Annotated in this window: 20 protein-coding genes; 6 read left to right on the top strand and 14 right to left on the bottom strand. The window is 44.9% G+C overall.

What is annotated here, in order from left to right; translation table 11 throughout:
• Positions 1-85: 85 nt before the first annotated feature.
• The 9 genes from GJU87_RS07425 to GJU87_RS07385 form a co-directional block, all read right to left on the bottom strand.
• A complete protein-coding gene (locus GJU87_RS07425) occupies positions 86-1,087 on the bottom strand; it encodes a DUF6340 family protein (protein WP_153638946.1) in 1,002 nt (333 codons plus the stop codon).
• On the bottom strand, positions 1,087-2,121 hold the full coding sequence (locus GJU87_RS07420; protein ID WP_153638945.1) for a DUF6340 family protein: 1,035 nt from the start codon (positions 2,119-2,121) through the stop codon (positions 1,087-1,089). The genes GJU87_RS07425 and GJU87_RS07420 overlap by 1 nt, the downstream gene beginning before the upstream one ends.
• A gap of 53 nt (positions 2,122-2,174) precedes the next feature.
• Complete coding sequence (locus GJU87_RS07415) at positions 2,175-3,242, bottom strand: DUF6340 family protein (protein ID WP_153638944.1); 1,068 nt, start codon at positions 3,240-3,242, stop codon at positions 2,175-2,177.
• 127 nt (positions 3,243-3,369) lie between these two features.
• Positions 3,370-5,454 (bottom strand): hypothetical protein, encoded by a 2,085-nt coding sequence (locus GJU87_RS07410; RefSeq protein WP_153638943.1) that lies wholly within the window; start codon positions 5,452-5,454, stop codon positions 3,370-3,372.
• Between the two features lie 128 nt (positions 5,455-5,582).
• A complete protein-coding gene (locus GJU87_RS07405; RefSeq protein WP_106543635.1) occupies positions 5,583-6,713 on the bottom strand; it encodes a universal stress protein in 1,131 nt (376 codons plus the stop codon).
• A 513-nt stretch (positions 6,714-7,226) separates the two neighbouring features.
• Positions 7,227-7,889, bottom strand: a complete 663-nt coding sequence (locus GJU87_RS07400) for a DUF2490 domain-containing protein (protein ID WP_153638942.1) — start codon at positions 7,887-7,889, stop codon at positions 7,227-7,229.
• Between the two features lie 11 nt (positions 7,890-7,900).
• A complete protein-coding gene (locus tag GJU87_RS07395; RefSeq protein ID WP_228491895.1) occupies positions 7,901-8,578 on the bottom strand; it encodes a DUF4956 domain-containing protein in 678 nt (225 codons plus the stop codon).
• Positions 8,575-9,363: a polyphosphate polymerase domain-containing protein gene (locus GJU87_RS07390; protein ID WP_153638941.1), complete on the bottom strand. Its 789-nt coding sequence runs from the start codon at positions 9,361-9,363 to the stop codon at positions 8,575-8,577. Before GJU87_RS07390 ends, GJU87_RS07395 begins: the two co-directional genes overlap by 4 nt.
• A gap of 516 nt (positions 9,364-9,879) precedes the next feature.
• Positions 9,880-11,343, bottom strand: a complete 1,464-nt coding sequence (locus GJU87_RS07385; protein ID WP_153638940.1) for an aminoacyl-histidine dipeptidase — start codon at positions 11,341-11,343, stop codon at positions 9,880-9,882.
• Positions 11,344-11,512: 169 nt separating this feature from the next.
• Between GJU87_RS07385 and GJU87_RS07380 the strand changes: the two genes are divergently transcribed.
• Complete coding sequence (locus GJU87_RS07380; protein ID WP_153638939.1) at positions 11,513-12,217, top strand: porin family protein; 705 nt, start codon at positions 11,513-11,515, stop codon at positions 12,215-12,217.
• A 143-nt stretch (positions 12,218-12,360) separates the two neighbouring features.
• A complete protein-coding gene (locus tag GJU87_RS07375) occupies positions 12,361-14,142 on the top strand; it encodes an SLC13 family permease (RefSeq protein ID WP_228491894.1) in 1,782 nt (593 codons plus the stop codon).
• Here GJU87_RS07375 and GJU87_RS07370 read toward each other — a convergent pair whose 3' ends face one another.
• The 5 genes from GJU87_RS07370 to GJU87_RS07350 form a co-directional block, all read right to left on the bottom strand.
• Positions 14,143-16,050, bottom strand: a complete 1,908-nt coding sequence (locus tag GJU87_RS07370) for a SpoIIE family protein phosphatase (protein ID WP_153638937.1) — start codon at positions 16,048-16,050, stop codon at positions 14,143-14,145. It abuts the gene before it with no gap.
• Between the two features lie 58 nt (positions 16,051-16,108).
• On the bottom strand, positions 16,109-16,963 hold the full coding sequence (locus tag GJU87_RS07365) for a PfkB family carbohydrate kinase (RefSeq protein ID WP_153638936.1): 855 nt from the start codon (positions 16,961-16,963) through the stop codon (positions 16,109-16,111).
• A 235-nt stretch (positions 16,964-17,198) separates the two neighbouring features.
• Positions 17,199-17,945 carry a 3-oxoacyl-[acyl-carrier-protein] reductase gene (gene fabG, locus GJU87_RS07360; RefSeq protein ID WP_106543643.1) on the bottom strand — a complete coding sequence of 249 codons (747 nt, stop codon included), beginning with the start codon at positions 17,943-17,945 and terminating at the stop codon, positions 17,199-17,201.
• Between the two features lie 205 nt (positions 17,946-18,150).
• Positions 18,151-18,903 (bottom strand): NAD-dependent deacylase, encoded by a 753-nt coding sequence (locus tag GJU87_RS07355; RefSeq protein ID WP_153638935.1) that lies wholly within the window; start codon positions 18,901-18,903, stop codon positions 18,151-18,153.
• Between the two features lie 24 nt (positions 18,904-18,927).
• On the bottom strand, positions 18,928-20,007 hold the full coding sequence (locus GJU87_RS07350) for a mechanosensitive ion channel family protein (RefSeq protein ID WP_153638934.1): 1,080 nt from the start codon (positions 20,005-20,007) through the stop codon (positions 18,928-18,930).
• Positions 20,008-20,164: 157 nt separating this feature from the next.
• Between GJU87_RS07350 and GJU87_RS07345 the strand changes: the two genes are divergently transcribed.
• The 4 genes from GJU87_RS07345 to GJU87_RS07330 all read left to right on the top strand — a co-directional run bounded on the left by GJU87_RS07345 (position 20,165) and on the right by GJU87_RS07330 (position 21,902).
• A complete protein-coding gene (locus GJU87_RS07345) occupies positions 20,165-20,473 on the top strand; it encodes a helix-turn-helix transcriptional regulator (protein WP_228491893.1) in 309 nt (102 codons plus the stop codon).
• A 75-nt stretch (positions 20,474-20,548) separates the two neighbouring features.
• Positions 20,549-20,788, top strand: a complete 240-nt coding sequence (locus GJU87_RS07340; RefSeq protein ID WP_153638933.1) for a thioredoxin family protein — start codon at positions 20,549-20,551, stop codon at positions 20,786-20,788.
• A gap of 2 nt (positions 20,789-20,790) precedes the next feature.
• Positions 20,791-21,198, top strand: coding sequence for a nitrophenyl compound nitroreductase subunit ArsF family protein (locus GJU87_RS07335; protein ID WP_153638932.1), 408 nt, complete (start codon positions 20,791-20,793; stop codon positions 21,196-21,198).
• 2 nt (positions 21,199-21,200) lie between these two features.
• Positions 21,201-21,902 carry an aromatic aminobenezylarsenical efflux permease ArsG family transporter gene (locus tag GJU87_RS07330; RefSeq protein ID WP_153638931.1) on the top strand — a complete coding sequence of 234 codons (702 nt, stop codon included), beginning with the start codon at positions 21,201-21,203 and terminating at the stop codon, positions 21,900-21,902.
• Positions 21,903-21,904: the final 2 nt, after the last annotated feature.

Here is a 21,904-nt window from a genome sequence, read left to right as displayed (position 1 = left end):
TAATAGACAGAATTATGCATCAGTCGCGAGAATTAATTTGTGCGGAGCGAATGTACAAAATATCACCTTCCACCGCAACCAGACATCAACCACCAAACTGTTTTTTCAGCTTTCGCTCTTGCTGCAGGCGTGTGGCGAGGATATTGATATAGTCCATGCACTTCTGTTTGTGGTCCTCATTGTCGTACACGTGATATGATTTGGAAACCCACTCAAGCGCCAGTTCAATATGCCCCAGCATTTCACACGCCAAAGCCATATTGAAAGTTGCTTTCGCCCGGATATTTTTATTGTCACTCTTCGACATTTTAGTCCAGATTTCAGCAGCTTCTTTCCACTGATTTTTCGTTGCCAGAGTATCAGCCTTCTTCATTTCATCGTTTCCCGAATAATAAATCAACCGGTCAGTCCATTTCCAGGAAGGTACAAACAGCATTGCTACCCTGGTACCGTTGTTTTCACCGTAAGTGTCAAGTACATCCACAAAGGTCTTTGGATACCGGTTATTTTTCTCATAAGCAATCGACTCTGTCCGGTTGGGAATCCAAAGCATGGTATCCGTATAGATTTTCCAATAGGTCTTTGAATCTCCAAGAGCGTTGAAGAAACCCCAGCGGGAGCCGAGAACAACCTTTTTTACCAACTGAGTCTTTTTACTGTTATCGCTTAACCAAACAGTATCAAGTGCAACCAAAGTCTGGACTCCAAGCGAGTCACAATAGGCCGACAACTTTTGACGCAATATGGAATCGGGCAGCAACAGTCCTTTCGGCATAATGTCTAGCCCGTTGGAAACTACTTCAACATGGTTAAAATACCGAACACTATCTGTCTGTGATTTAAATCCTTTTAAGGTTTCTGCAGCATATCGGTCTACAATGCTGTCTGCATTCGTTTTGAGGTCAGTTTCATCTGCTTTCTGAGTTCGGTGAAAGTCAACAATAGCCAGGTCCACGATGCTGTCAGGCAAGGAAACTGTAGCCGGTTCCATCACCTGCATGTCGACAAAACCAAAATTATTTGTGGTATAACATCCCGAAAGAAAAAATAGAATCAACAGACTAGTTAGTAGACTTTTAGTGGTCATTATTTTATTTGTTGGTTTAGTCTTGAAATTTGTTTTTGGCGAGCCATCAAAATCGCCAGATATTGTCCGGCAACTGGCCCGTACCGTTTTCCGTCCATTAATTTCACTGCCTTTGATGCCCAGCTGACCGCTAAATCAATTTGGTTCATCATTTCAGATGCAACTGCCAGATTAAGTTCCGCGATACCACGGTTCCTCTCGTTGGAAACCGAAGCCAGCTTATTCCAAATGGCAGCGGCTTCCTCCCATTGGTTATGTTGCGCCATTTGCGTCGCTTTCTTCCATTCATCGACCGAAGGTGTAATAATCCTCCGGTTCGCTGTCGCCCAGAAAGGCCCCATATGACGGGCGTATTGTTCTCCGGCAATTTGGGCTGCCATTTCCACCGCCGCTGTCCGGTCAGGGATTTTCTTACTCAAATCAAGAACGCCGTCCTGGTTATACCGGTCCCAAACCAACTGGTCTGTATAGCCAAAATGGTCGACGGGTTTTTCTTTTCCCGGTAGGTAAAGAGCCCAAAGTGCGTTGATTTTCACAGTGGATTCGCCCGATTGATCTCTCATGTCGGGTGTTGTTTTGGAATAGAAGTAGCTGAGCATTTCTAACGCCACCAAGCCGTCAACGTGGCTTTCCTGGCAAACTTTGGTAACGAAGCCCGGAGAGAGCGGCAAAACATGCTTACCGCGATGTGGTCGAATTGCATTGAAAGGATAAGTCACAATCGTATCGTAGCGACCGGTTGCCAGCAATTTCTTCTGAAGACGACCCAATGCCGACTGGACTGCCAGGCTATCCAGCCCTCCATTTTCCTTTTCAGGAGCTTTTTTTAGCTTATAATTGTAACTGAAGTAATTCCCCAGTGTATCGACGTTATATTTAAAATTTCGGACTAAAAACGCCAAATTCCGCTTTTGGGCAAGCAAGTTAACCTTACCTGATTTCAACACTTCAATAGGAACCGATTGCGTGGTAGTGCATGAAGCAAAAATCAGCGCACTGGCCATTATCGCCAAAATAAACCGACATGTTTTCATGATTCAAGGTATTTATTTTGACCGGCGAGATGAGCCCCCTACCTGACCGACAACTAATCGGTCTCCTTCTCTTCGTCGATCTTGTTCAGTAATTTTCTTCGTTTATCCAGTATTCTCAGGTATTCGTCAGTTTGATGCCGGTAATAAGTCTTGTACGACTTAACACCCCATTCGATTGCTTTTTCGATATGGCCGTTCATTTCGTTAGCCAATGCCAGGTTAAACTCCACTTTACTCCTTCTGCCCTTCGCCCCCTCATCAGCATACTGCTCCCAAATCTTTTGAGCGGCTTCCCAATCTCCCTTTTCTGCCAACGGTATGGCCTTATCGATATCTTTTTTGCCGGTCGTAAACAAACGCCTGCGGGCATCTTTCCATTGAGGCGCAATCTTTTTTGCCAAATCTTGCCCCGTTACTACTCCTCCCTCGATCAGAGCTTCCTTAATGGACGGCAGCTTGTAATACATCTCCTCCGCAGTATATCCGTATGAGTCCCAAAAAATCGTATCCGTGACGTCGAAAGTCCTGATTCTTTCGCGGTGTTTCGGATCATAAAGTCTCCATCGGGAATGATAAGTTAGGTCCAAAGCTCCGTAATAGGTCTCTACCATGTTTCCCGAAAAATCTTGCTCATAACCACTATCAAAATCCGTATTCACTTCCTCGTTAAAGCTTTCCAATACTAAAAGTGCATCGGTATTGAAGTTTTGACACATCGTTGCCACGAAATTCCAATCCAACGGTTCCGGACTAATCGTCGCCGGAAGGTAATTCGTCAAGTTACTCTCTTTGGGAATCACCACGTCGAACCGGCCTGAATTGAAAAGCTGATGCGCTGCGACCTGAATCACTGTGTCAGCCGCAATACTGTCACGAAGGGTCGTGTCCAGTTCTAAATGCCGATTGGCCAGCAATTGCTCCAGGGAATCGCGATCCCAGTTCTTAAAGTCCGGCGTCATACTCCGGTTGAAAACCGTCAGGCTCTGAACAGAATCAGAAACAAAAGTAGGCGGCGGCTGCAACAACTGAATATTGATCGTGCGAACTGCCGAACAACCACCAAGCAGGGAAACACCTGCCAGCATGAAAAGAAAATAAAATACGATACGGACTCTATTCATTTGCAACCTATTCGAGAATTCTTAAAATTTCAAATATTCTATATTCAACTAATATACAAGGCATTTATCCAAATCAACAAAACAACTAATTCAATACATTCATTACCTGATGAAAACTGCTTTTTCATCAATAACCGCCCCAGTAACGACGCAAAAACCATTCAACAGCCAACAGGGCGATTAAAAGAAACAGAACAAACTCATACCGGATAGCATCCATCATCACCACCTCTTCTGTTTGCTCACTTCCGCTCTGCAGTAGCTGCTTTTTCAAATCCGGGAATAACTGTTCCAATTGATTGGCAAAATATGCTTTGCCTCCCGAATACTGCGCTACAGCCGTCATCATTTGCTGATTGGCTCTTGTTTCCAACATCTCCGTTTGAGCAGCCATCACCTCAAAGTTACCGGATTCTTTCAACGAGTCAGCTCCGACCTTCGCGGCAGCAGAAAAATGATAATTTCCCGGTGGCAAATGGCCGGCATTCAACTCATAACCGTCATTACCTTCCGTGAAAACATAGTGAAACAGCTTGCCGGAAGCATCTGTCAAATCCAGTGTAACCGCCGAATTATGAACCGGTTCGTATATGGCATTAAACAACGTAACCGAAAAATGAACCGCTTCGTTGGCCTGTACCATTCGGTTAAAGTGAACATTGAACTGATCTTCATTTCGCTTTAACGCCAGATACCGTGCCGTATTAACAATCCAATCATTAAAAAGAGCTTTATCTCCGTCGACTGACCGCGCCGAGATACGCCACCTCCAGATTCCTTCTCCATCAAAAACAGCTTTTTTAACACCATTCTGCTCACCCATGATCATGGCCGGTTTCTCCTCTCCACTTCCCGATTGGTAAAGCAGCGTTTCCATAAAAGGCTCTGTTTCGACCTTCCCTTCCGGGATAACCAGAGGCGTTTGTGCGCCCAACCAATCGTTCAGTCGTATATCGGGATGAAATAACCCAAAGCCGGGATTAACCTTCATCTGGACATCTGTCAGCTGCTTATTCTCACTAACAATTTTCATACCAGCATTTAACTTATTAAAAGCCGAAATACTGCTTTGTGCTCCCAGAAAATACCAGCGGGAAGTTCTGGAATCGATAAATCTCTTTAAGTCAGATACGCCAACACCTTTTGATTCAGGAACCTGATAAAATATAAGTAAATTAAATTTCTCCGGAGAATAGTCATCAAAATGGCCAAACGGAGCGACCACAACCTTGAACTGTGGATCAGACTCCAAAGCCTCTGTAAGCGCACCGATATCGGGATGTGGCGCCCCAGCCAATATCAATATTTTTCGCTGGCTGTTCAATACATCAACCGTGAGTACGCGAGTATTGTTAGCAGTATTCTGCTCTCCTGAAACAGGGCTTAACTGAATTTTATAATGTTGCAATCCCGGCTTTTCACTTTTCAGCCGAAAGGATTCCCTACGAAAAACAGATGCTTCCGTAATTGGAACGGTTCGTTGTTCAATCACCTTTCCATCGTGGGTAATAGAAATGCGGGTTTGCCCCGATTTCAATCCGTTTCCGGTTATCTCTATCTCTACCGGAAATGCCTTCCCCGGAAAGGCCGTTGTATTCGCCCGCACCTGGCTGATGCGAATGTCGCTGTGTACTGTTGTATCACCTTCGATAACCGAATAAACAGGATATCCCAGCGTCCTTACAGTGTTCACCGGATTTTGTCCGGCGTTGTAAATTCCGTCACCAACAATCAGTATAGCAGTCGGTTTTTCGTAGCCATGCTGCGCCGCAACCGACTGAATAGCATCTGAATAATCAGACAAATTACCTTTGTAATCCGGAGCAGTCCCCTCCTGAACAGAATCGGCAAACAGGAACCATTTCAAATTCGCTAAGCCCGAAAGATTAGAAGCAATTTGCGTTTTCAGTGAATCCAGCGTGGAGCGAATCTTCAGCGAATCGGGATGATTGAGCATGGAAGAGGAATTATCCTGCAGCACCAGAACTACTGGTTTGTTCTTTATCTTTTTCTTCAACTTAACAACAGGCGAAAGCAGCAACACAGTCATCAGGAAAAGTACAGCAAACCGTAAGCCCTTTAATGTCCATAGTTGCCAACGCCCCAGATTTTCAAACGCAGAAGCATGACGGTAGAGCAAACGCATCAGAAACCAGGCAAAAGCCAGGCAAAGAAGGATGAATATTTCGGGATATGCTGTAGAGAAAATCACACCTGTCAATCATTCGTTAAGACACAAAAATAACAACAAACCATCATTCCAAACATAAAAAAGGGCCACAATCTCCGCAGCCCTTAAGTATCAATTCAAATCAAACATGTAATTTACTATATTTCAATTCAATCCTTCGAATGAAAAACCAAAAGCGGAATCGTTGTATGAAACAGCAGTTCGCGAGCCACACTGGGTTTCAGGATAGACGTAATCAAATTCCGCTTATGCGTAGTAAGTGAGATAATATCAATCTCTTTGTCCTTGATATATTGCTCGATTCCCTTCACCTGGTTGTCATTTTTGATCATGTCGAAATCCATCGGGACGTCTTCGGGAATCCCGGCATATTTCTCTTTGAAATGATTTAAATCGTAATTGGCAAATGGGTTCTCACCAGATGTATCGATGTGTACCACGTGCACATGAACATCGAGCGGGCGGGCAATATTCAGCAACATCCGTATCGCCGGACCATCCGATTTGTCAAAGTTGGTCGCATACATGATGCGCTTGAACATCTCATCCTTGTAAGTTGATTTTTCCGGAATAGCCAAAACCGGGATTTTAGCTTTCTGAATAATCTTGGCTGTTACACTACCGTACCAATAGTCGGACCGTGATTTTCCTTTGGCCCCCAGAATGATCAGATCGAAGTTCTCGCTGTCAGCCAGTTCCAAAATGGTCTCTTCAGCAATTCCTCCGACCAGCCTTGTGGTCAGGGTGATGTCCAACAAATCTTTTTCTTCCATGTAAGCCCGGAGGTCACTCACAAACTTGGTCATTCCCCTCGTAGCATGTTCTTCGATTTCATGAAGTGCATCGGTCACACTACTCGGATAGATGTATGTATTGTCATATCCCCACGGACTAACAATCGGGTTGAAGAAGGCGTGAACCAACACCAGCTCGGCTTTCTTTTGTTTGGCAACATGAACGGCATATTTTGCGGCATTGAGCGCGAAAGAGGAAAAATCTATCGGTACCAGAATCCTCCGGATGGCAGAAACCATATCATCGGGTTCCTGAAATTCGGGCCCGTACTTTTCGTTTACCTGGTCGATGATTTCCAAAGCTTTCTCCACATCTCCTTCTCTTACCTGAAGTTCAACCCGGTTCTGGGCTTCGGATCGGATAGCATATCGTAATCCCTGGTTCAGGATGCAGCTTTCGATACCGGCCGAATCGAGCCAACCTTTCATCAGGTAAGCGCGGTGCAGATAGCTAAAACGGGCAACGGTAACTAACTTATCAGTCATAGCTTTAGAATTTAGAGTTTACGAACTTGAATGGCCGCAACTGGCTTTCGACAAAAGTGAAGAACGTTGCTTTTGGCTTTGCCCTGCGGCTACTATAAATTTAACAAAATACATTATGAAAATCAACTGAAAACGAAGAAAGAAAACATGCTTTATTCATTTCAATCCTTTGGTTTTTCAGGTTGTTCAGTTTACCATAGCACGTCGACAACGAGAAGTCTTCCCAGTAAACATTTGTTTTCCCAACCTTCTATTTTCTAAACGAAAACCGACTAAATCTGGTTGAAAATCAACGCTATATTTAACAATATTTAGCTTGTCCTCAAACCAGCTCAACGAAATCAGAACAACAAACATATTATGACATATCTTATTGCATGTCATCAACTTAAAATGGTTACATAAATAAGAGAATTAATAACTGAAGATTCAAAAAGGGACGGCATCAATCCGCCCTGAGCGAGATGCTGTTGAGAATTTTCTCACCGAGAAAAAAGTTCTTGTCCTGAAAACTCACAGACGGTAGGTGTAGGCCAAACCAGTAATGAAATCCCGGTCGGGTTTAGACACATTGATTTCGTGCTGTAATCTGATAAACAGACCAAAATGATTCCTCTTATTCAATGAGAATTTGGTTCCCACAGTGTATCTTACTTTGTTGAATTCACCGGCTTTGTCTTCCGGCAACTGGTAGTAAAGCTCTCCCGAGAAATAAGGGTCCCAACGACTATTGGAGATATGGTACTCTGCCTTGATTTTTTGCCTCAGAAACGCACTGGCATCGTTACCACCTGCAATAAAATCATCTTCGTTGGTAAAACGCAGGCGATAAGAAAACTCCATCTGCTTAACATCCTTGCTCAACTCAGCATCAACAATAAAGCGATGAAGCGTTCGCCAGTCATTGTTTTTATCGCGATCCCGGGCAAAGCGATACCCCGCTCCCAGGCTAAACCAGTCTGAAACATCGTATCCGGCACCAATCTCGGTAAAATAGCGCCCCAGACTCGGAGTTTCATCCGAAAATCGAAACTCCTCGTTCAATTCAAATTTCCATTTGTGAAAATCTTTACGGATGCCAGCACTGGTCCACACACCATAATTATCGGCTGCAACCACTGGCCTGACACCAAACAGGAAAAGAATCATTCCTGCGAAAGCAATCATCTTCTTCATAGTAAAAGTGCTTAAGGCTTTCGGGAAGCTTTTTCCTGATAAGGGTGGTAAAAAATGGTAATTTCGGCTGTATCGCGAAGAAAGTTGATATCGCCAACTTCGATTCGATTGATTTTCAAACCCGTTCGTTCCTCCAGATCAGCCAACAATGCACCGTAGTTTTCAGGCTTTATCAGCTCAATCCGTTCGTAAATAATCTTCTTCTGTGTTTCCTGCCGATACGACCACAAACGCTCCATTGCCCAGGTTACAAGAACGATGGCAACGTTGGTCATAAACAACTCTCCATAGCTGATTTCCGCTCCGGCAAGGGCATTAATAACCGAAATAGCGATAATCACAAAGAGGAAAGTCATCTCTTTGATGGGAATGGTATCTGTACGGTAGCGGAGAATCCCAAAAACAGCAAACAAGCCCAGTGCAAAACCAATTTCCAGCTTTACACTTTCCAGCAGAAACGAGATGAAGAATACCGTTGTACCGATGAGGATGTAAGTGAAATAGTACTCTTTCCGCCGTGAAATCCGGTAGTAAAGATACCGGCCAATAATCGTTATTACGAGCAGGTTGAACAGAAACCGGAGTAATAACTCCAGCGTATCCGGCCCGTTCAGCCACTCGATGCCAAACATGCCGGTGACGGACGAAACCAAAGGAATGGATGTAAGTAAATGCGCAATGGTAGTCATGATAGGTGTTTAGTTAGTTTATTCAGCAACAGAATCTTCTGCTTCATTCGGTTGATTTTCGTGTCGGGATACAACATCGAAACACCGATGCAGTATTTTGAAAAGCCAACAGGCCTGATTCCGTGTTTTCGCAGAATGTGGGTAAAACCGGCATGTCGGCTGAACTGCTCCTGCTTTAGTTCAATAACCGACACATCGCCCAGTGCTTTCCACTCTTCCTTATCAAGTGAAAAATGAATGTCCGTATCAATCGTAATTCGCTCGTTTACCCTTTTATGAATCAACGAAATTCGATTAAACTTATTGTAGAGTTTCGTTTCCAGATCTTCCCGATTATAAGGCGTTTGTTCCGACACAAATTGATCTTCCACCTCATTTTCTTCCGGAATTCGTTCTTGTCGCGAAATGCGTTTTTTAATGGTCCGGCCGCGGTTCAGTTTGAACTTCGATTCCAGAAAGCGCATTCCCGTCAGAGGATATTCCCGGAAACGGACTTTGTAACGATTTAATTTACCGTTGACATGCGCTTTAAACATGGCAAAATCGGGCGTATCGAGATATTTTGTCCGGTAAGGCAAATTTCGGACTCCATCAATACTAAGCACCTGGTAATCCGACCATATTTCCGACAGGATCTCTTCCAGTTTATCTACAGAAACCACAAACTTCGAATCCACCCGATTCATCAAACGCGCTTTGTCTGCATCATTCAAACTAATCGGCTCAAAATGATTAAGTAATTGCTGCAAATCAACTGACATTCCTGACCATTTTTTATCACTCAAAGATGCCTGATTTATTTAACATCAGGAAAAATATTAAGGAAAATGTAATAAGAAAGAAAAGAAACCAAACGGAAAAATGATTCTTCACATAATTCACCAGAACACCCCGGCTCTGATTATAAAGAAAATCACAGCAAACCGCCCTATCCTCTGGTTTTATGCATGTAAAACATGATGATATTTATAAAAGTTGTTTTTGAACATAAAAGGATTGGGTGGCTGCCTTTGAAAACTTTACTATTTTGCGCACTCAAATAAAGAAGCTGTTTTATTGTTCGGGATAACCGGAAGCATTAGAAATAATAATTATCGGTTATCTTTTCATAATTCAGATTATTCCATAACTTAGTTAAAGTATTGGTAAGTCGAAAAATATTCAACATTGTTTCTTAATGATGGCTGTACCAAACAGACAGTCGTCGGTTTTTATGCTTTGGTGTTTTTAGTTTATGATTAGGACAAGAAAGGGGACTGAATTACTTCAGCCCCCTTTTCGTTTTACTGCAATCAAGCGTTTTATTTCGCTTCCGGAATTTTAGTCAATACTTCAACCAGTAAATCCCAGAACTTAGTCACTGTTTCAATTTCAATCTTCTCATCAGGTGAATGCGCTCCCCGAATGGTGGGGCCGAATGAAATCATATCCAACGAAGGGTACTTTTCCAGGAATAATCCGCACTCCAATCCGGCATGAATAGAGCGAACAATGGGCTCTTGCGTAAAGAGTTTGCTGTAAGCAGTGCGGGTAATCTCCATGATTTCGGAATCGGGATTAGGAGTCCAGCCCGGGTAACCATCGCTGTGGCGAACTTCGGCACCAGCCAGCTGGAAAACCGATTTAACCATGGCAGCTGCATCCTCTTTGCCACTGTTCAGGTCGCTACGCTGGCTGGTAGTTATCTCAATTTGATTTCCTTCCTTGAACTTCACCGAAGCCAGGTTAGTAGACGTTTCCACCATTCCCGGCATCCGGAAACTCATTCCCAACACGCCATGCGGACAAGCATACAATGCAAGCAACAACCGACGCTGAGTATCCTCATCCATTACCGTTGGCGGAGCCTCCGTGCTTTCCAGATCAAGCTTCAGCTTCGGTTCAGTAATCGCCAATTCGTTCTGTAACGTTGAACGGAATACATTAAAATCAGCGGTTAATTGTTCCTTTTTACCCGAAGGCACCAGGATAATACCAAATGCTTCACGTGCAATCGCGTTACGCAGGTTTCCGCCATCAAACGAAGCCAGACGTGCTCCATATTTCTGTGTAGCGTCCCAAATGAAGCGGTTCAAAATTTTGTTGGCATTCCCCCTGCCTTTATGAATATCATCGCCCGAATGACCGCCTAACAATCCGGTTACCGACAATTTAACGGCAAACATCCCGGCAGGAGAAGCTTCCGGTTGATAATTGAACGTAGCAACAGTATCGACGCCACCGGCACAGCCGATGAACAACTCCCCTTCGTCTTCCGAATCAAGGTTCAAAAGAATCGAGCCGGTCAAAAATCCAGGCTGAAGTGCAAATGCACCAGTCAGTCCGGTCTCTTCATCTACCGTGAAAAGGCTTTCGATTGGTCCATGCTCGAAATCGTTGACCGTGAGAACCGCCATGGCAGCAGCCATACCAATTCCACAGTCGGCACCAAGTGTCGTACCTTCGGCCGTCACCCATTCTCCGTCAACATAGGCTTTAATAGCGTCTTTCTCGAAATCATGTTCGGTATCTGAATTCTTTTCGCACACCATATCGATATGCGACTGCAGAATCACCTTCTTGACTTTTTCCTTTCCGGGAGTAGCCGGTTTGGAGATTAAAACATTTCCTGCCTCATCCGTTTTGGCATCCAAATTATGTTTTTCAGCAAATTCCAGCAGGAACTGAATAATCTGCTCCTCCTTTTTCGATGGCCTGGGAACCTGGCAAATGTCTTCAAAATAGCCCCATACAGGCTGCGGAGAGAGCTTATTTAACTTTCTCATGGAAATAGTATTTTTATTTTCGTTATGCAACGAAAGTACAAATTCGACGGAAAATGACGGGAATCAATCGCTAAAATTGTTAAATTGGCCAACGAAAATAAGACAAGACACAAGACAATAGCATATGTAATTTATCCGTTTATCTCTACAAACATTAATTTTTAATCTTATGAAACGACTACTTCTGTCATTCGTATTGGTGGCTCTGACCACCTCACTGTTTGCTCAACTCCCGATTAGCCTTGGTATCAAGGGAAGTATTAACTCTACAAAAATTACGACCGACAATGCCATTGCCGGCGCATCAAGCTACACCCTCAATGACCTGAAGGCAGACGCAGCCAACGGCTTCAATGTGGGTGCATTTCTGCGACTGAAACATAATAAGGTTTTTCTTCAGCCTGAATTGCTGTACAGTGTGCAAAAAGGAAAAACAACTTTCGATGGTTCAAATTTGGATCCAAATTCGACTACTGATGATTTCCAGGGAGCTGTTACCCAGCACATGGATGTTAAATCGATCCAAGTTCCGATATTGTTGGGAGTAAAAGTTCTTGATTTGAAAGTTGCCTCTGTCAACCTGATGACTGGCCCTGCTATGTCATTTATTCTGAATGGCAGCGAAATAAGCTTCAACAAACAAAGTGGTGTAGCTGTTGACCCAAGTCTGTACGACCCGAATAACTTTAAAAACAATACCTGGGACTGGCAGTTGGGAGCCGGCGTTGATGTAGCCATGCTCTCTTTTGATGTCCGCTACGCTTGGGCTTTGACCAATGTTTCGGAAGGTGTATCCAACAATGACCCGACAGTTATTGGCTTTAAAAACAAAGGCAATTCACTGATCTTATCGCTGGGCATCAGATTGTTCTAAGAAAACATTTCATACTGTTGATATAACGGCCGGATTGATTCCGGCCGTTTTCTTTGTATGCCTTACCGAAAAAGGCGTGCAGGTAATCACATTTTGTTAAAATATTATATCTTCACATTTCGAAGATCAACTGAACCTGGATTTTGAATTTCGAAGTACTCATAGTATTTGTTGTCCTGGCATTCATACTGGTATCCCTCTACTTTGAGATACTGGGGCCATCCTTTACGTTCGTCATTGCCATCTCGGTTCTGGGCGTTTCACGCATTCTCACCCCTGCTGAAATCCTGAGCGGCTTTGCCAATGTGCAGCTGGTCGTCATTTTGCTACTGCTGCTGCTTGGCGATATTTTCCGGCAAACGCCCATCATGGAAATGCTCTTCGATAAAGTCTTCAAAGGAGCGAGAACCTACAAAGGCTTCATGCTTCGAATGATGACACTGGTGGCCGGTTTTTCGGCTTTTTTGAACAATACTCCGTTGGTAGCCATCATGATGCCCTATGTGCACAACTGGAGCAAGCGAAACAACACTTCCCCGTCCAAATTATTAATACCGCTTTCGTACGCAGCCATTCTCGGAGGTTGTGCCACATTGATTGGTACCTCCACCAACCTGATTGTAAACGGCATGGTTCTGGACCAGGAAATCATTCCAGGCCTGCCTTCGCTCGACATGTTTGATTTCTTCCCGGTAGGTGCAGCCATGGCGGTCATCGGTATAGCCTACATGCTTTTGTTTAGCAAGAAATTACTTCCCGAAAGGAAAGATGCCATGTCGCAGTTCCGGTCGCGTAACCGCGAATATATTCTGCAGACACAGATTAACGAAGGTTCTCCTCTTGCGGGAAAAGATATCCGGAATGAAAATCTCGATCGGTTGAAAGGTTTGTACCTGGTAGAAGTGATTCGTGATAACGAACGAATCCCGGCCATCTCGCTCACCACACAGCTTCGCGTCAACGACCAGCTGGTGTTTGCTGGTGACACCGAAACCATTGCTGATATCATTACCCAAACGGATTCAGGACTCTCCTTTCCAACGTTAGGATCGCTCCAGGAAAGTAAAAACAGTGAGGTGGTGGAAGTGGTCATCTCGCATAACTCTTCCCTTATCGGGAAAACCGTAATGGAAGCCAATTTCCGCGGACGCTACGATGCAGCGATTATCGCCATCCACCGTAACGGAGAACGTATTTCGGGTAAAATCACTTTCCAGAAACTGAAAGCCGGTGACGTTTTGCTGCTCTTTGTAGGTAAAAGTTTTGAAAGCCGGTCGGCCGGAACACTTGACTTCTACTACATTTCCAAAGTAAAGGCCCACAGAAAACTGGCCAAGTGGCAGTATTTTGTTCTTTTCGGAGGAACCGGGCTGGCCATTCTGCTCTCCGCACTGCGGCTCGTGCCGCTCTTCACGTCACTGCTGGTGCTCATCATTCTCATCAACATGCTCAAGATCTATCCTCCCAAAGACATACCGAAGAGCATTGATTACGAGCTGGCCATGGTGATTGCTTTATCGCTGGCGCTGGGAACCGCCATGTTGAAGACTGGTGTAGCCGAAATGCTGGCCAACAGCCTTATCTCCATATTTTTACCTTTCGGGAAAGTGGCTCTTTTGGCGGGTATATTCCTAATAACGTCATTATTAGCGAATCTCATAACTAACAAGGCGGCAGTCGCGCTAATATTTCCCATTTCGCTGACGATGGCATCCAACCTGAGTTTACCTCCGCAACCGTTTATTTTGGTCGTAGCATTTGCCGCTGCTGCCAACTTCATGACGCCCATCGGCTACCAGACCAACTTGATGGTTTATGGTCCGGGAGGTTATTCATTCCGCGATTTCTTCAAGATTGGATTTCCGCTGACGATACTTTACATGGCCGCAACGGTAACCATTTTGGGGCTTACTTACCTTCGGTAATTACTCATCCTGCCCGATATTTCCGAAGTACTTAACAGCAAACAACGTGGTATCGTCACGTTGCTCGAGGCGGCCACGGAAATTCAACAACGAATCCAAAATGCGTTCCACCATGGCTTCCGGTTCAACCTGTCCCACCTGGGCAATTTCATAGCGAAGCCGATCCTGACCGAACATCTTACCGCTCTCGTTTTGCTCTTCGGTTACTCCATCGGTATAAGTAATCAGCATTTCGCCCGGCTTGAAAACCATCTTCGTTTCATCAAATGTCTGACGAGGCATCACACCTACCGGGATTCCGTGTGAATGTTGCAGCTCCTCTACAGCGCCATCACGCCGGAGGAGGTACGGATGCGGGTGGCCAGCGTTGCAATAGGTAAATGTGCCGGTCGATATTTCAAGTACGGAAAGAAAAACCGTAACAAACATATCTGATTCAGCATCAGAACACAACTCTTCGTTCAGACGCTCCATGATACTCCCGACCTGAATATTGGCCGTGGCAATTCCACGCATCAGCGTCCGGGTCATTACTGAGAACATGGCCGCCGGAATGCCTTTTCCCAGCGTGTCACAAATGGAAATGCAAAGTTTATCTTCATCCAGGAAAAAGACATCGAACAAGTCGCCTCCAACCGAGCGGGCCGGAATAAGTTTTCCGAAGCAATCGAATTCTTTCCTGTCGGGAAAAATCGGGAAGCGCGAGGGCACAATACTCATCTCGATAGAACGAGCCAAATCCAGCTCCCGGTCCAACTCTTCCTGGTCGCGGCGGCTCTGAACCCACCGGGCATGGTAGTTCTCCATCCGCTGTTTCATATGTGCCAGACCTCCCGCCAGCACCTCAAACTCGTTTCCGACAACTTCCAGCGGCTCACCTTCCTCCTCCATAATTCGGCGCGCTTCGTCGGCCAACTGCGTGATGGGAGTTGTTACCGAGCGGGAAAGCAGAATAGTTACCGATACCATCACTCCGGTTCCTATTAAAACAAGAAACATTACCAGTATAATTACCTTCCGCAACTCTCCCAATAATTCGGAATAAGGAACCAACACCATCATCAACCAACCGTTCTCGGTTACCGGCCAATAAACGGCCGTGGCACGTCTTCCGCCGTAGCAGGCAGGATTCAACAACGTTCTTCCACCCACTCCACGGGAAATAATTCGTTTTATCTTACTCAAGTCGCCCAGAGAAAAACAGTGACTCAGTGTATCGACATTCTCATTCAGAAAAGCGGGTTGCGGATGATAAACCACCTTCCCTTTCGAAGAAAACAGAATGGGAAATCCACTCTTGTAAATTTGAATTCCGGATAACTCGTTGTAAACATCCTCCAATGACATCACCGAACAAGCGATGGCTGGTACTTCCTTCCCGTTTTTCTTCACATGAAATGGAATAGCATAAGCAATACATTGTGTTTTATGCCCCTCCACCCAGAATGGGTCGGACCAACCTGCCTTACCGGAAACAAACACCTGATGATACCAGTCCTGCAACTGAGTACACATTGGCAGGTCACTATCCGAGCCGATGATGGTTGAGTCTTTTCGGTAAAAAAAATGGTCAACTTCTTCTGAACTGTTGAGATTTTCTTTCAGCTGGACAGCTTCCAGATGAGGATTTGACTTTAAAACGAGCTGCAGCAGATCTTCCATCTCCTGCGCACTATTCATCTGCTTAGTGCCTGATTCAATGATTTCTGCAGATTTACGTGCATGTACAACTGCATCGTTTACCAACAACGAAGCCGTGTGTGTGACCGTCTGGGCACGGTCGGCCAGTCCGTCTAGAATGGTGTCGCGGGTAAAGCGGTAACCGATGGCTACAATCAGCATGGTTAGCGTAAACCCTGCCAGTAAGAGATAGAAGCTTAGGTGAAAAGCTATATTTTGATTTTTCATAGAAATCGAATTGACTTTTCTAAAATTATGAAAATCAAAATTAACTTCAAATTATAAATTACTGCATCCAGACCCGGGTACCGGCAAACTGGCAGGAATGTGCTGCAATTTTAGCCGCTTTTTCTAGTGCAGGCACAAAATCGTGCAGACGATGAAGGTAGTAAGCAAATGCACCATGAAAAATATCTCCGGCCCCTAACGTATCGACGGGTTCGACTTCAGGAACAGGAAGTTCCACTACATCAAAGCCATCTTTGTACAAAATAGGCTTCCCTCCCCGGGTAACAGCCACGTGGTGAATTCCTTTCTCAGACAGGTAACGAAACAGCTCATCTTTATTGTTACACCACGGCGGCATAAATTTTTCGGAGCAGATGGCATAATTTACATGCGGAAGCAGTCGTTCCAAACCATCTTTCCAGCTTCCGCCATCCAAAATGACGGGAATATCACGTCTCCGGGCTTCGCAGGCAACCTCTGTCGCTTTTTGAATGTAAAAGCCATCGAGAAGTACAAAATCGAACTGATTGTCCTCCATCAAGCCACGGCTATCGAAACTGATATCATAGTCGGCCGGATGGTTGGTGAAAATCGTTCGATCACCACTGTCTGATGTTGTTACAACCGAGGCTATAACCGGCTTTTCTTCAAGATGAGCCGCCAAATCGTGATGTTCAATGTTGAACTTACGTAAATCTTCCTGTAAAAAAGATTTGAAAGCATTTTGACCAAAAGCGGAAACCAGATGGGCTCTTCCTCCCAGGTGAGAATAGGTGACAGCCGCATTCGTAGCAGGGCCACCTACCAGAATATCGGGTGCATCGGGCGATTTAACTTTATTGTCAGGTGTAGGAAACTGATCAATAATGTGATGAATATCTATCGTGGTCAAGCCTAAGAATAAGCCTTTCATGATGTAACAAAAATGATACAATTAAAATTCAGCCGCGAATATAGAAAATAAAAAGGCCGCCAATCATGACGACCTTACTAAACTGCATCAAAAACATATTTTTTAACAACAGCCTTAAAATTTATAGAAAATTGTGTTCAAACGATCGAAATATTTCTACACCATTTCACATTGAACCAAAAAAAAGGGCCGCCCAACGGCAGCCCTTCATATAGAATGCTATTCAATTTCGGTATCAGGTATTCATTCCACCGCAAACATTTACCACCTGTCCGGTTACATAGGAAGAAAGATCGGATGCAAGGAAAACGCAGGTGTTCGCTACATCTTCCGGAGTTCCGCCCCGACGCATCGGGATTTGTGCTTCCCATGCTTTTTTCACGTCTTCAGGAAGTACGCCGGTCATTTCGGTAATGATGAATCCGGGAGCAACCGCATTGTGGCGAATACCCCGTAAGCCCATCTCCTTGGCAGCTGACTTAGTGAAACCGATGATTCCTGCTTTTGATGCAGAATAGTTACACTGGTTTGCATTTCCCGAAACGCCAACAACTGAACTCATGTTGATAACGCTACCTGAAGCTTGTTTCCACATGACCGGCTGAACAGCTTTGGTGAAGTTGAAAACCGATTTCAGATTCACGGCGATTACCGCGTCCCACTGATCTTCAGTCATTCTTTTCAATGCACCGTCTTTCGTGATTCCGGCATTGTTGACCAAAATATCAATGCGACCAAAATCTTCAGCGATTTGCTTTACAACCGTTTGAGTTTCCTCGTAATTGGCAGCGTTGGATGCATAGCCTTTTGCTTTTACACCCAAAGCAGCAATCTCTTTTTCGGTTGCTTCAGCCGCTTCGTTGATTACCAGATCGGTAAAAGCAATGTTGCAACCCTCTTGTGCAAAACGCAGTGCAATGGCTTTACCGATTCCTCTGGCAGCACCGGTAACAATGGCAGTTTTTCCTTCTAAAAGTTTCATGTGTTCTATAGTTTACTTTAATGGTCATCAAGAAATGCCCACATTTCTTTCCGGAAAGTAACCGGAAGGATTTTGTTAACGAAAAACAAAAATATAAATCTTTCCTAAGGATAAATTTTCAAGTGATCATTTCTCGGGATAAATTCATCCATATTGCATCCAAAATTGTCTTTCGCAGTAAAATTCGAACTTACGCGTTGAAAATTCAATCGACTATCAACTGACTTACCCGTTGCAACAACTCTGGAAGTACCTCACCTGCTTTCCCTTCCAGAAAAATGTGTGTAATCTGGTTGGTAAAAGGCGTTGTTTCCGGATTGATCTCAATAATGGTCGCTCCGCTTCGGGCCGCTTCGTAGGGAACCATCGAAGCCGGCATCACCTCGCCGGTCGTGCCAATCACCAACATCACTTCCGCTTTGCGAGCTGCTGCAAACGACTGATCGTACGCTTCGCGCGGAATACCTTCCCCAAAGAAAATGAAGTCAGGTTTCAAAACCGAACCGTCTTCGTGACAACGTGGTGGAAGTTCGCTCATATCAATCTCGGTAGCAAAATGACGGGCACCACAACGCGGACAAACCACCCACTGTGAATTACCATGAAACTCCCAAACTGTTTTGCTCCCCGCTTCCTGGTGCAGATTATCGATGTTTTGCGTGATCACACTTTCGAGCCAGCCTTTTTGTTCCAGTCCGGCCAAGGCAATGTGCCCGGGGTTGGGTTGGGCTTTCCCAAAGAAATCGTAAAATATCTCTTTGATTTTCACCCACGAATCGTGCGGATTCGAATAGAAATAGTCCAAATCAAGTACTTTCGGATCGTAACGGCTCCAGAGCCCGTTTTTCCCCCGAAAGGGAGGAATTCCACTCTCCACGGAAATGCCGGCTCCGGTAAATGCCACTGTATAGCCCGACTCTCGGATGAGCCGGGCCGCTTTGTCGAGATAATCAATCATATCTAAATCATTCAAAAAGGTCAATCAGGATTTTTCCTCTCCGGCTTCAGGTTCCTTTTCCGGATTTATCTTTTGTTCCGGAAACAGAACACGCGTTTGCGGAAGATATTCAGGATAGTTCTTTTGGACAAATTCTACCAGTTTTTCTCTGACCAGTACACGCAAATCCCAGGCTGTTGGTGAATCGGAAGCACTGACCAGCGCACGTAATTCCAGCGTATGCTCTTTCGCATCGGTCACCTGGAGCACGTTCACTTGTCCGTCCCATAAATCGGTATCGTTCAGAATTTCAGTCAGCGCCTCCCGCATTTTATCGACAGGAAAACGATAATCGACATAAATGAAAACCGTACCCAGAATTTCAGCCGTTGTCCGCGTCCAGTTTTGAAACGGCTTCTCGATGAAATAGCTAATCGGAAGAATGAGACGCCTTTTATCCCAAATACGAACCACCACATAGGTCAGGGTAATCTCCTCAATCCAGCCCCACTCATTTTCTACAATCACCACATCTTCCAAGCGGATAGGCTGCGTAATGGCAATCTGGAAACCAGCCAGTATCAGACCAATACTTTTCTGCGCTGCAAAACCAATAATAATTCCTGCTATTCCGGCGGAGGCCAGCAAACTGACACCCAGTTTGTGAATCTTGTCGAAACTCATCAAAGCGATGCCGATGGCAATCACCAGCACAATGGCGATAAGCAGACGTTCGAAAACCCGGAGCTGCGTATGCATTTTCCTTGCCTTCAGGTTGTCCTTCGTGTCCAGGTTATAGCGGCGAAGCAATATCGAGCGAATACTTCGGATGGCGTTGATGATGAGCCACGTAACCAGAAATATGGTAAGTAACGTATAAACGTGCTGCAAATCGAAAGGTAGTTTCTTTCCCATATCCATCAGAGGCTGAACGGACAACAGCACTAACAAAGCCGCCAAAAAGGTCAGCGGACGGGTGATACGGGTCAGCGTTTGAATCCATCCGGCATCTTTCTTCTCATTCAACCGGCGTTTAACCAGGCGAATAACAAGGTGAGCACCGAAAAAACCAACAACCAGGCCAGCAAGCAACACCAACGCATTCAGGTAATTATTATCGAACATAAGAATTCAGGTTTTTACTAAAGTAAACAATCCACACCGATAATGTTTTGATACAGCTCCGCGAAAACGAATAGTTTAAGAAATATTTACATGCCGGCCCGCGACAGGTTTTTAAATATTGTCCGTATTTTTACGAACAAGTAGCTATTTCACTATTATGAAGGAGAACATGATCAAAGATATTTTTACGGAAGAGCAGCACCGGTTGGCACGCGTCGCCAAAGCTCTCGGGCATCCGGTACGCATTTATATACTCGACCTGCTATCGCGCCAATCGTGCTGTTACAGCGGTGATCTTTCAGAAGAGCTTCCCATCGCCAAGTCTACCCTCTCCCAGCATCTCAAGGAACTGAAAGACGCCGGTCTCATCCAGGGAGAAATCGAAGCGCCCAAGATCAAATACTGCCTGAACCGCGAAAAATGGTCCGAAGCGAAAATCCTGTTTGAAAAGTTTTGGAATGAATAATTCTGTTCGTATTTTTACGAACAACGAATTAAAACCAAAAAATCAATGGATTTTCAAAATGTAAAGCCCATCCACATGGACATTAGAGTCCTGGGAACGGGTTGCCCCAAATGTCGGGCGCTGGAAAAAGCAACCAATGACGCCGTGGCGGAAGCCGGATTGAATGCTACAGTCTCCAAAGTGGAAGATATCGTGGAGATTATGAAAATGGGCGTTATGACAACACCGGCACTGGTGGTTGATGGAAAAGTGGTCGTAAAAGGGAAAGTACCGTCGGTTAAGGAACTGAAAAAGCTACTAATCCAAAAACACTAAACATGAAATCACCGAAAATTGCATTCGTTGCTTTGCTTGTATTCATAGCAGGGACCTTCACCTTTTCCCAAACATCAGCCAATACGTCCAAAGCACCGGAAAAACAAGCCAAAGTAAATGTCTATTATTTTCATTTCAATGTGCGCTGTGCTACTTGCCGTGCGGTCGAATCGGAAGCACAAGCTGACGTGAAGGAACTGTTTGGCAACGACGTCAGTTTCGCTTCCTATAACCTGGATGAAAAAGCCGGTGAAGCAAAAGGTAAAGAGCTGGGTGTTTCAGGCCAGACACTTCTAATTGTAAAAGGAAACCAGCAATTCAATATCACGACCGAAGGTTTTATGTATGCCCGGACCAATCCGAAAAAGTTCCGGCAGATTATCGAGGAAAAGATTAAACCGTTGCTATAGCGATGGAAGAATTTCTGAGCAGTCTTTTGGAAAGTAGCTCACTTCCGGTTGTTACGGCATTGATCCTGGGATTGATGACGGCTATCAGTCCCTGCCCGCTGGCCACCAATATTACCGCCATCGGGTTTATTGGCAAGGATCTGGAGAACCGGAAGAGGGTATTTTATAATGGACTGGTCTATACGCTGGGTAGAGCCGTCGGTTACACCGACCTGGCTTTCATCATTTTTTTGGGAGCTGACCAATTGGCCCTTTCGGGATCTTTCCAACGCTACGGCGAGAAAATAATTGGCCCGTTGTTGATTTTGATTGGCCTGTTCATGCTGGATATTCTGAAAATAAAATTCCCCGGAATGGAAAAGCTAACCCGGCATTTCGAGGAAAAAGGCAACAAAACCTACTGGGATGTTCTCCTGCTCGGTGTTTTGTTTGCGCTGGCTTTCTGCCCTTACAGCGGTGTACTGTACTTTGGCATGCTCATCCCGTTGACCATTAGTAGTGCTTCCGGACTGTATCTTCCGGTCGTTTTTGCCATTGCCACCGGCATACCTGTCATCATTTTTGCCTGGCTCATAGCCTTTGCCATTTCGGGAGTCGGCACCTTGTATAACCGGCTAAAAGTTTTCGAAATTTGGTTTCGGCGGGTTATTTCGGTCGTATTCATCGGGGTCGGTTTCTATTATGTGATGACGGTTTACTTTTAGGA

Origin of the sequence: Prolixibacter sp. NT017 (genome assembly GCF_009617875.1) — a bacterium.
Lineage (GTDB): Bacteria > Bacteroidota > Bacteroidia > Bacteroidales > Prolixibacteraceae > Prolixibacter.
The sequence above is the reverse complement of the archived record's forward strand: the minus strand, read 5'-3'. Positions and strand labels throughout refer to the sequence as shown.

Coding starts and splice junctions, on each gene's coding strand:
- GJU87_RS07395 (WP_228491895.1), bottom strand. CDS start 8,578: ATGACTACCATTGCGCATTTACTTACATCCATTCCTTTGGTTTCGTCC.
- GJU87_RS07345 (WP_228491893.1), top strand. CDS start 20,165: ATGAAGGAGAACATGATCAAAGATATTTTTACGGAAGAGCAGCACCGG.
- GJU87_RS07400 (WP_153638942.1), bottom strand. CDS start 7,889: ATGAAGAAGATGATTGCTTTCGCAGGAATGATTCTTTTCCTGTTTGGT.
- GJU87_RS07425 (WP_153638946.1), bottom strand. CDS start 1,087: ATGACCACTAAAAGTCTACTAACTAGTCTGTTGATTCTATTTTTTCTT.
- fabG (WP_106543643.1), bottom strand. CDS start 17,945: ATGAAACTTTTAGAAGGAAAAACTGCCATTGTTACCGGTGCTGCCAGA.
- GJU87_RS07335 (WP_153638932.1), top strand. CDS start 20,791: ATGAAATCACCGAAAATTGCATTCGTTGCTTTGCTTGTATTCATAGCA.
- GJU87_RS07350 (WP_153638934.1), bottom strand. CDS start 20,007: ATGTTCGATAATAATTACCTGAATGCGTTGGTGTTGCTTGCTGGCCTG.
- GJU87_RS07380 (WP_153638939.1), top strand. CDS start 11,513: ATGAAACGACTACTTCTGTCATTCGTATTGGTGGCTCTGACCACCTCA.
- GJU87_RS07355 (WP_153638935.1), bottom strand. CDS start 18,903: ATGATTGATTATCTCGACAAAGCGGCCCGGCTCATCCGAGAGTCGGGC.
- GJU87_RS07330 (WP_153638931.1), top strand. CDS start 21,201: ATGGAAGAATTTCTGAGCAGTCTTTTGGAAAGTAGCTCACTTCCGGTT.
- GJU87_RS07340 (WP_153638933.1), top strand. CDS start 20,549: ATGGACATTAGAGTCCTGGGAACGGGTTGCCCCAAATGTCGGGCGCTG.
- GJU87_RS07365 (WP_153638936.1), bottom strand. CDS start 16,963: ATGAAAGGCTTATTCTTAGGCTTGACCACGATAGATATTCATCACATT.
- GJU87_RS07405 (WP_106543635.1), bottom strand. CDS start 6,713: ATGACTGATAAGTTAGTTACCGTTGCCCGTTTTAGCTATCTGCACCGC.
- GJU87_RS07370 (WP_153638937.1), bottom strand. CDS start 16,050: ATGAAAAATCAAAATATAGCTTTTCACCTAAGCTTCTATCTCTTACTG.
- GJU87_RS07415 (WP_153638944.1), bottom strand. CDS start 3,242: ATGAATAGAGTCCGTATCGTATTTTATTTTCTTTTCATGCTGGCAGGT.
- GJU87_RS07420 (WP_153638945.1), bottom strand. CDS start 2,121: ATGAAAACATGTCGGTTTATTTTGGCGATAATGGCCAGTGCGCTGATT.
- GJU87_RS07385 (WP_153638940.1), bottom strand. CDS start 11,343: ATGAGAAAGTTAAATAAGCTCTCTCCGCAGCCTGTATGGGGCTATTTT.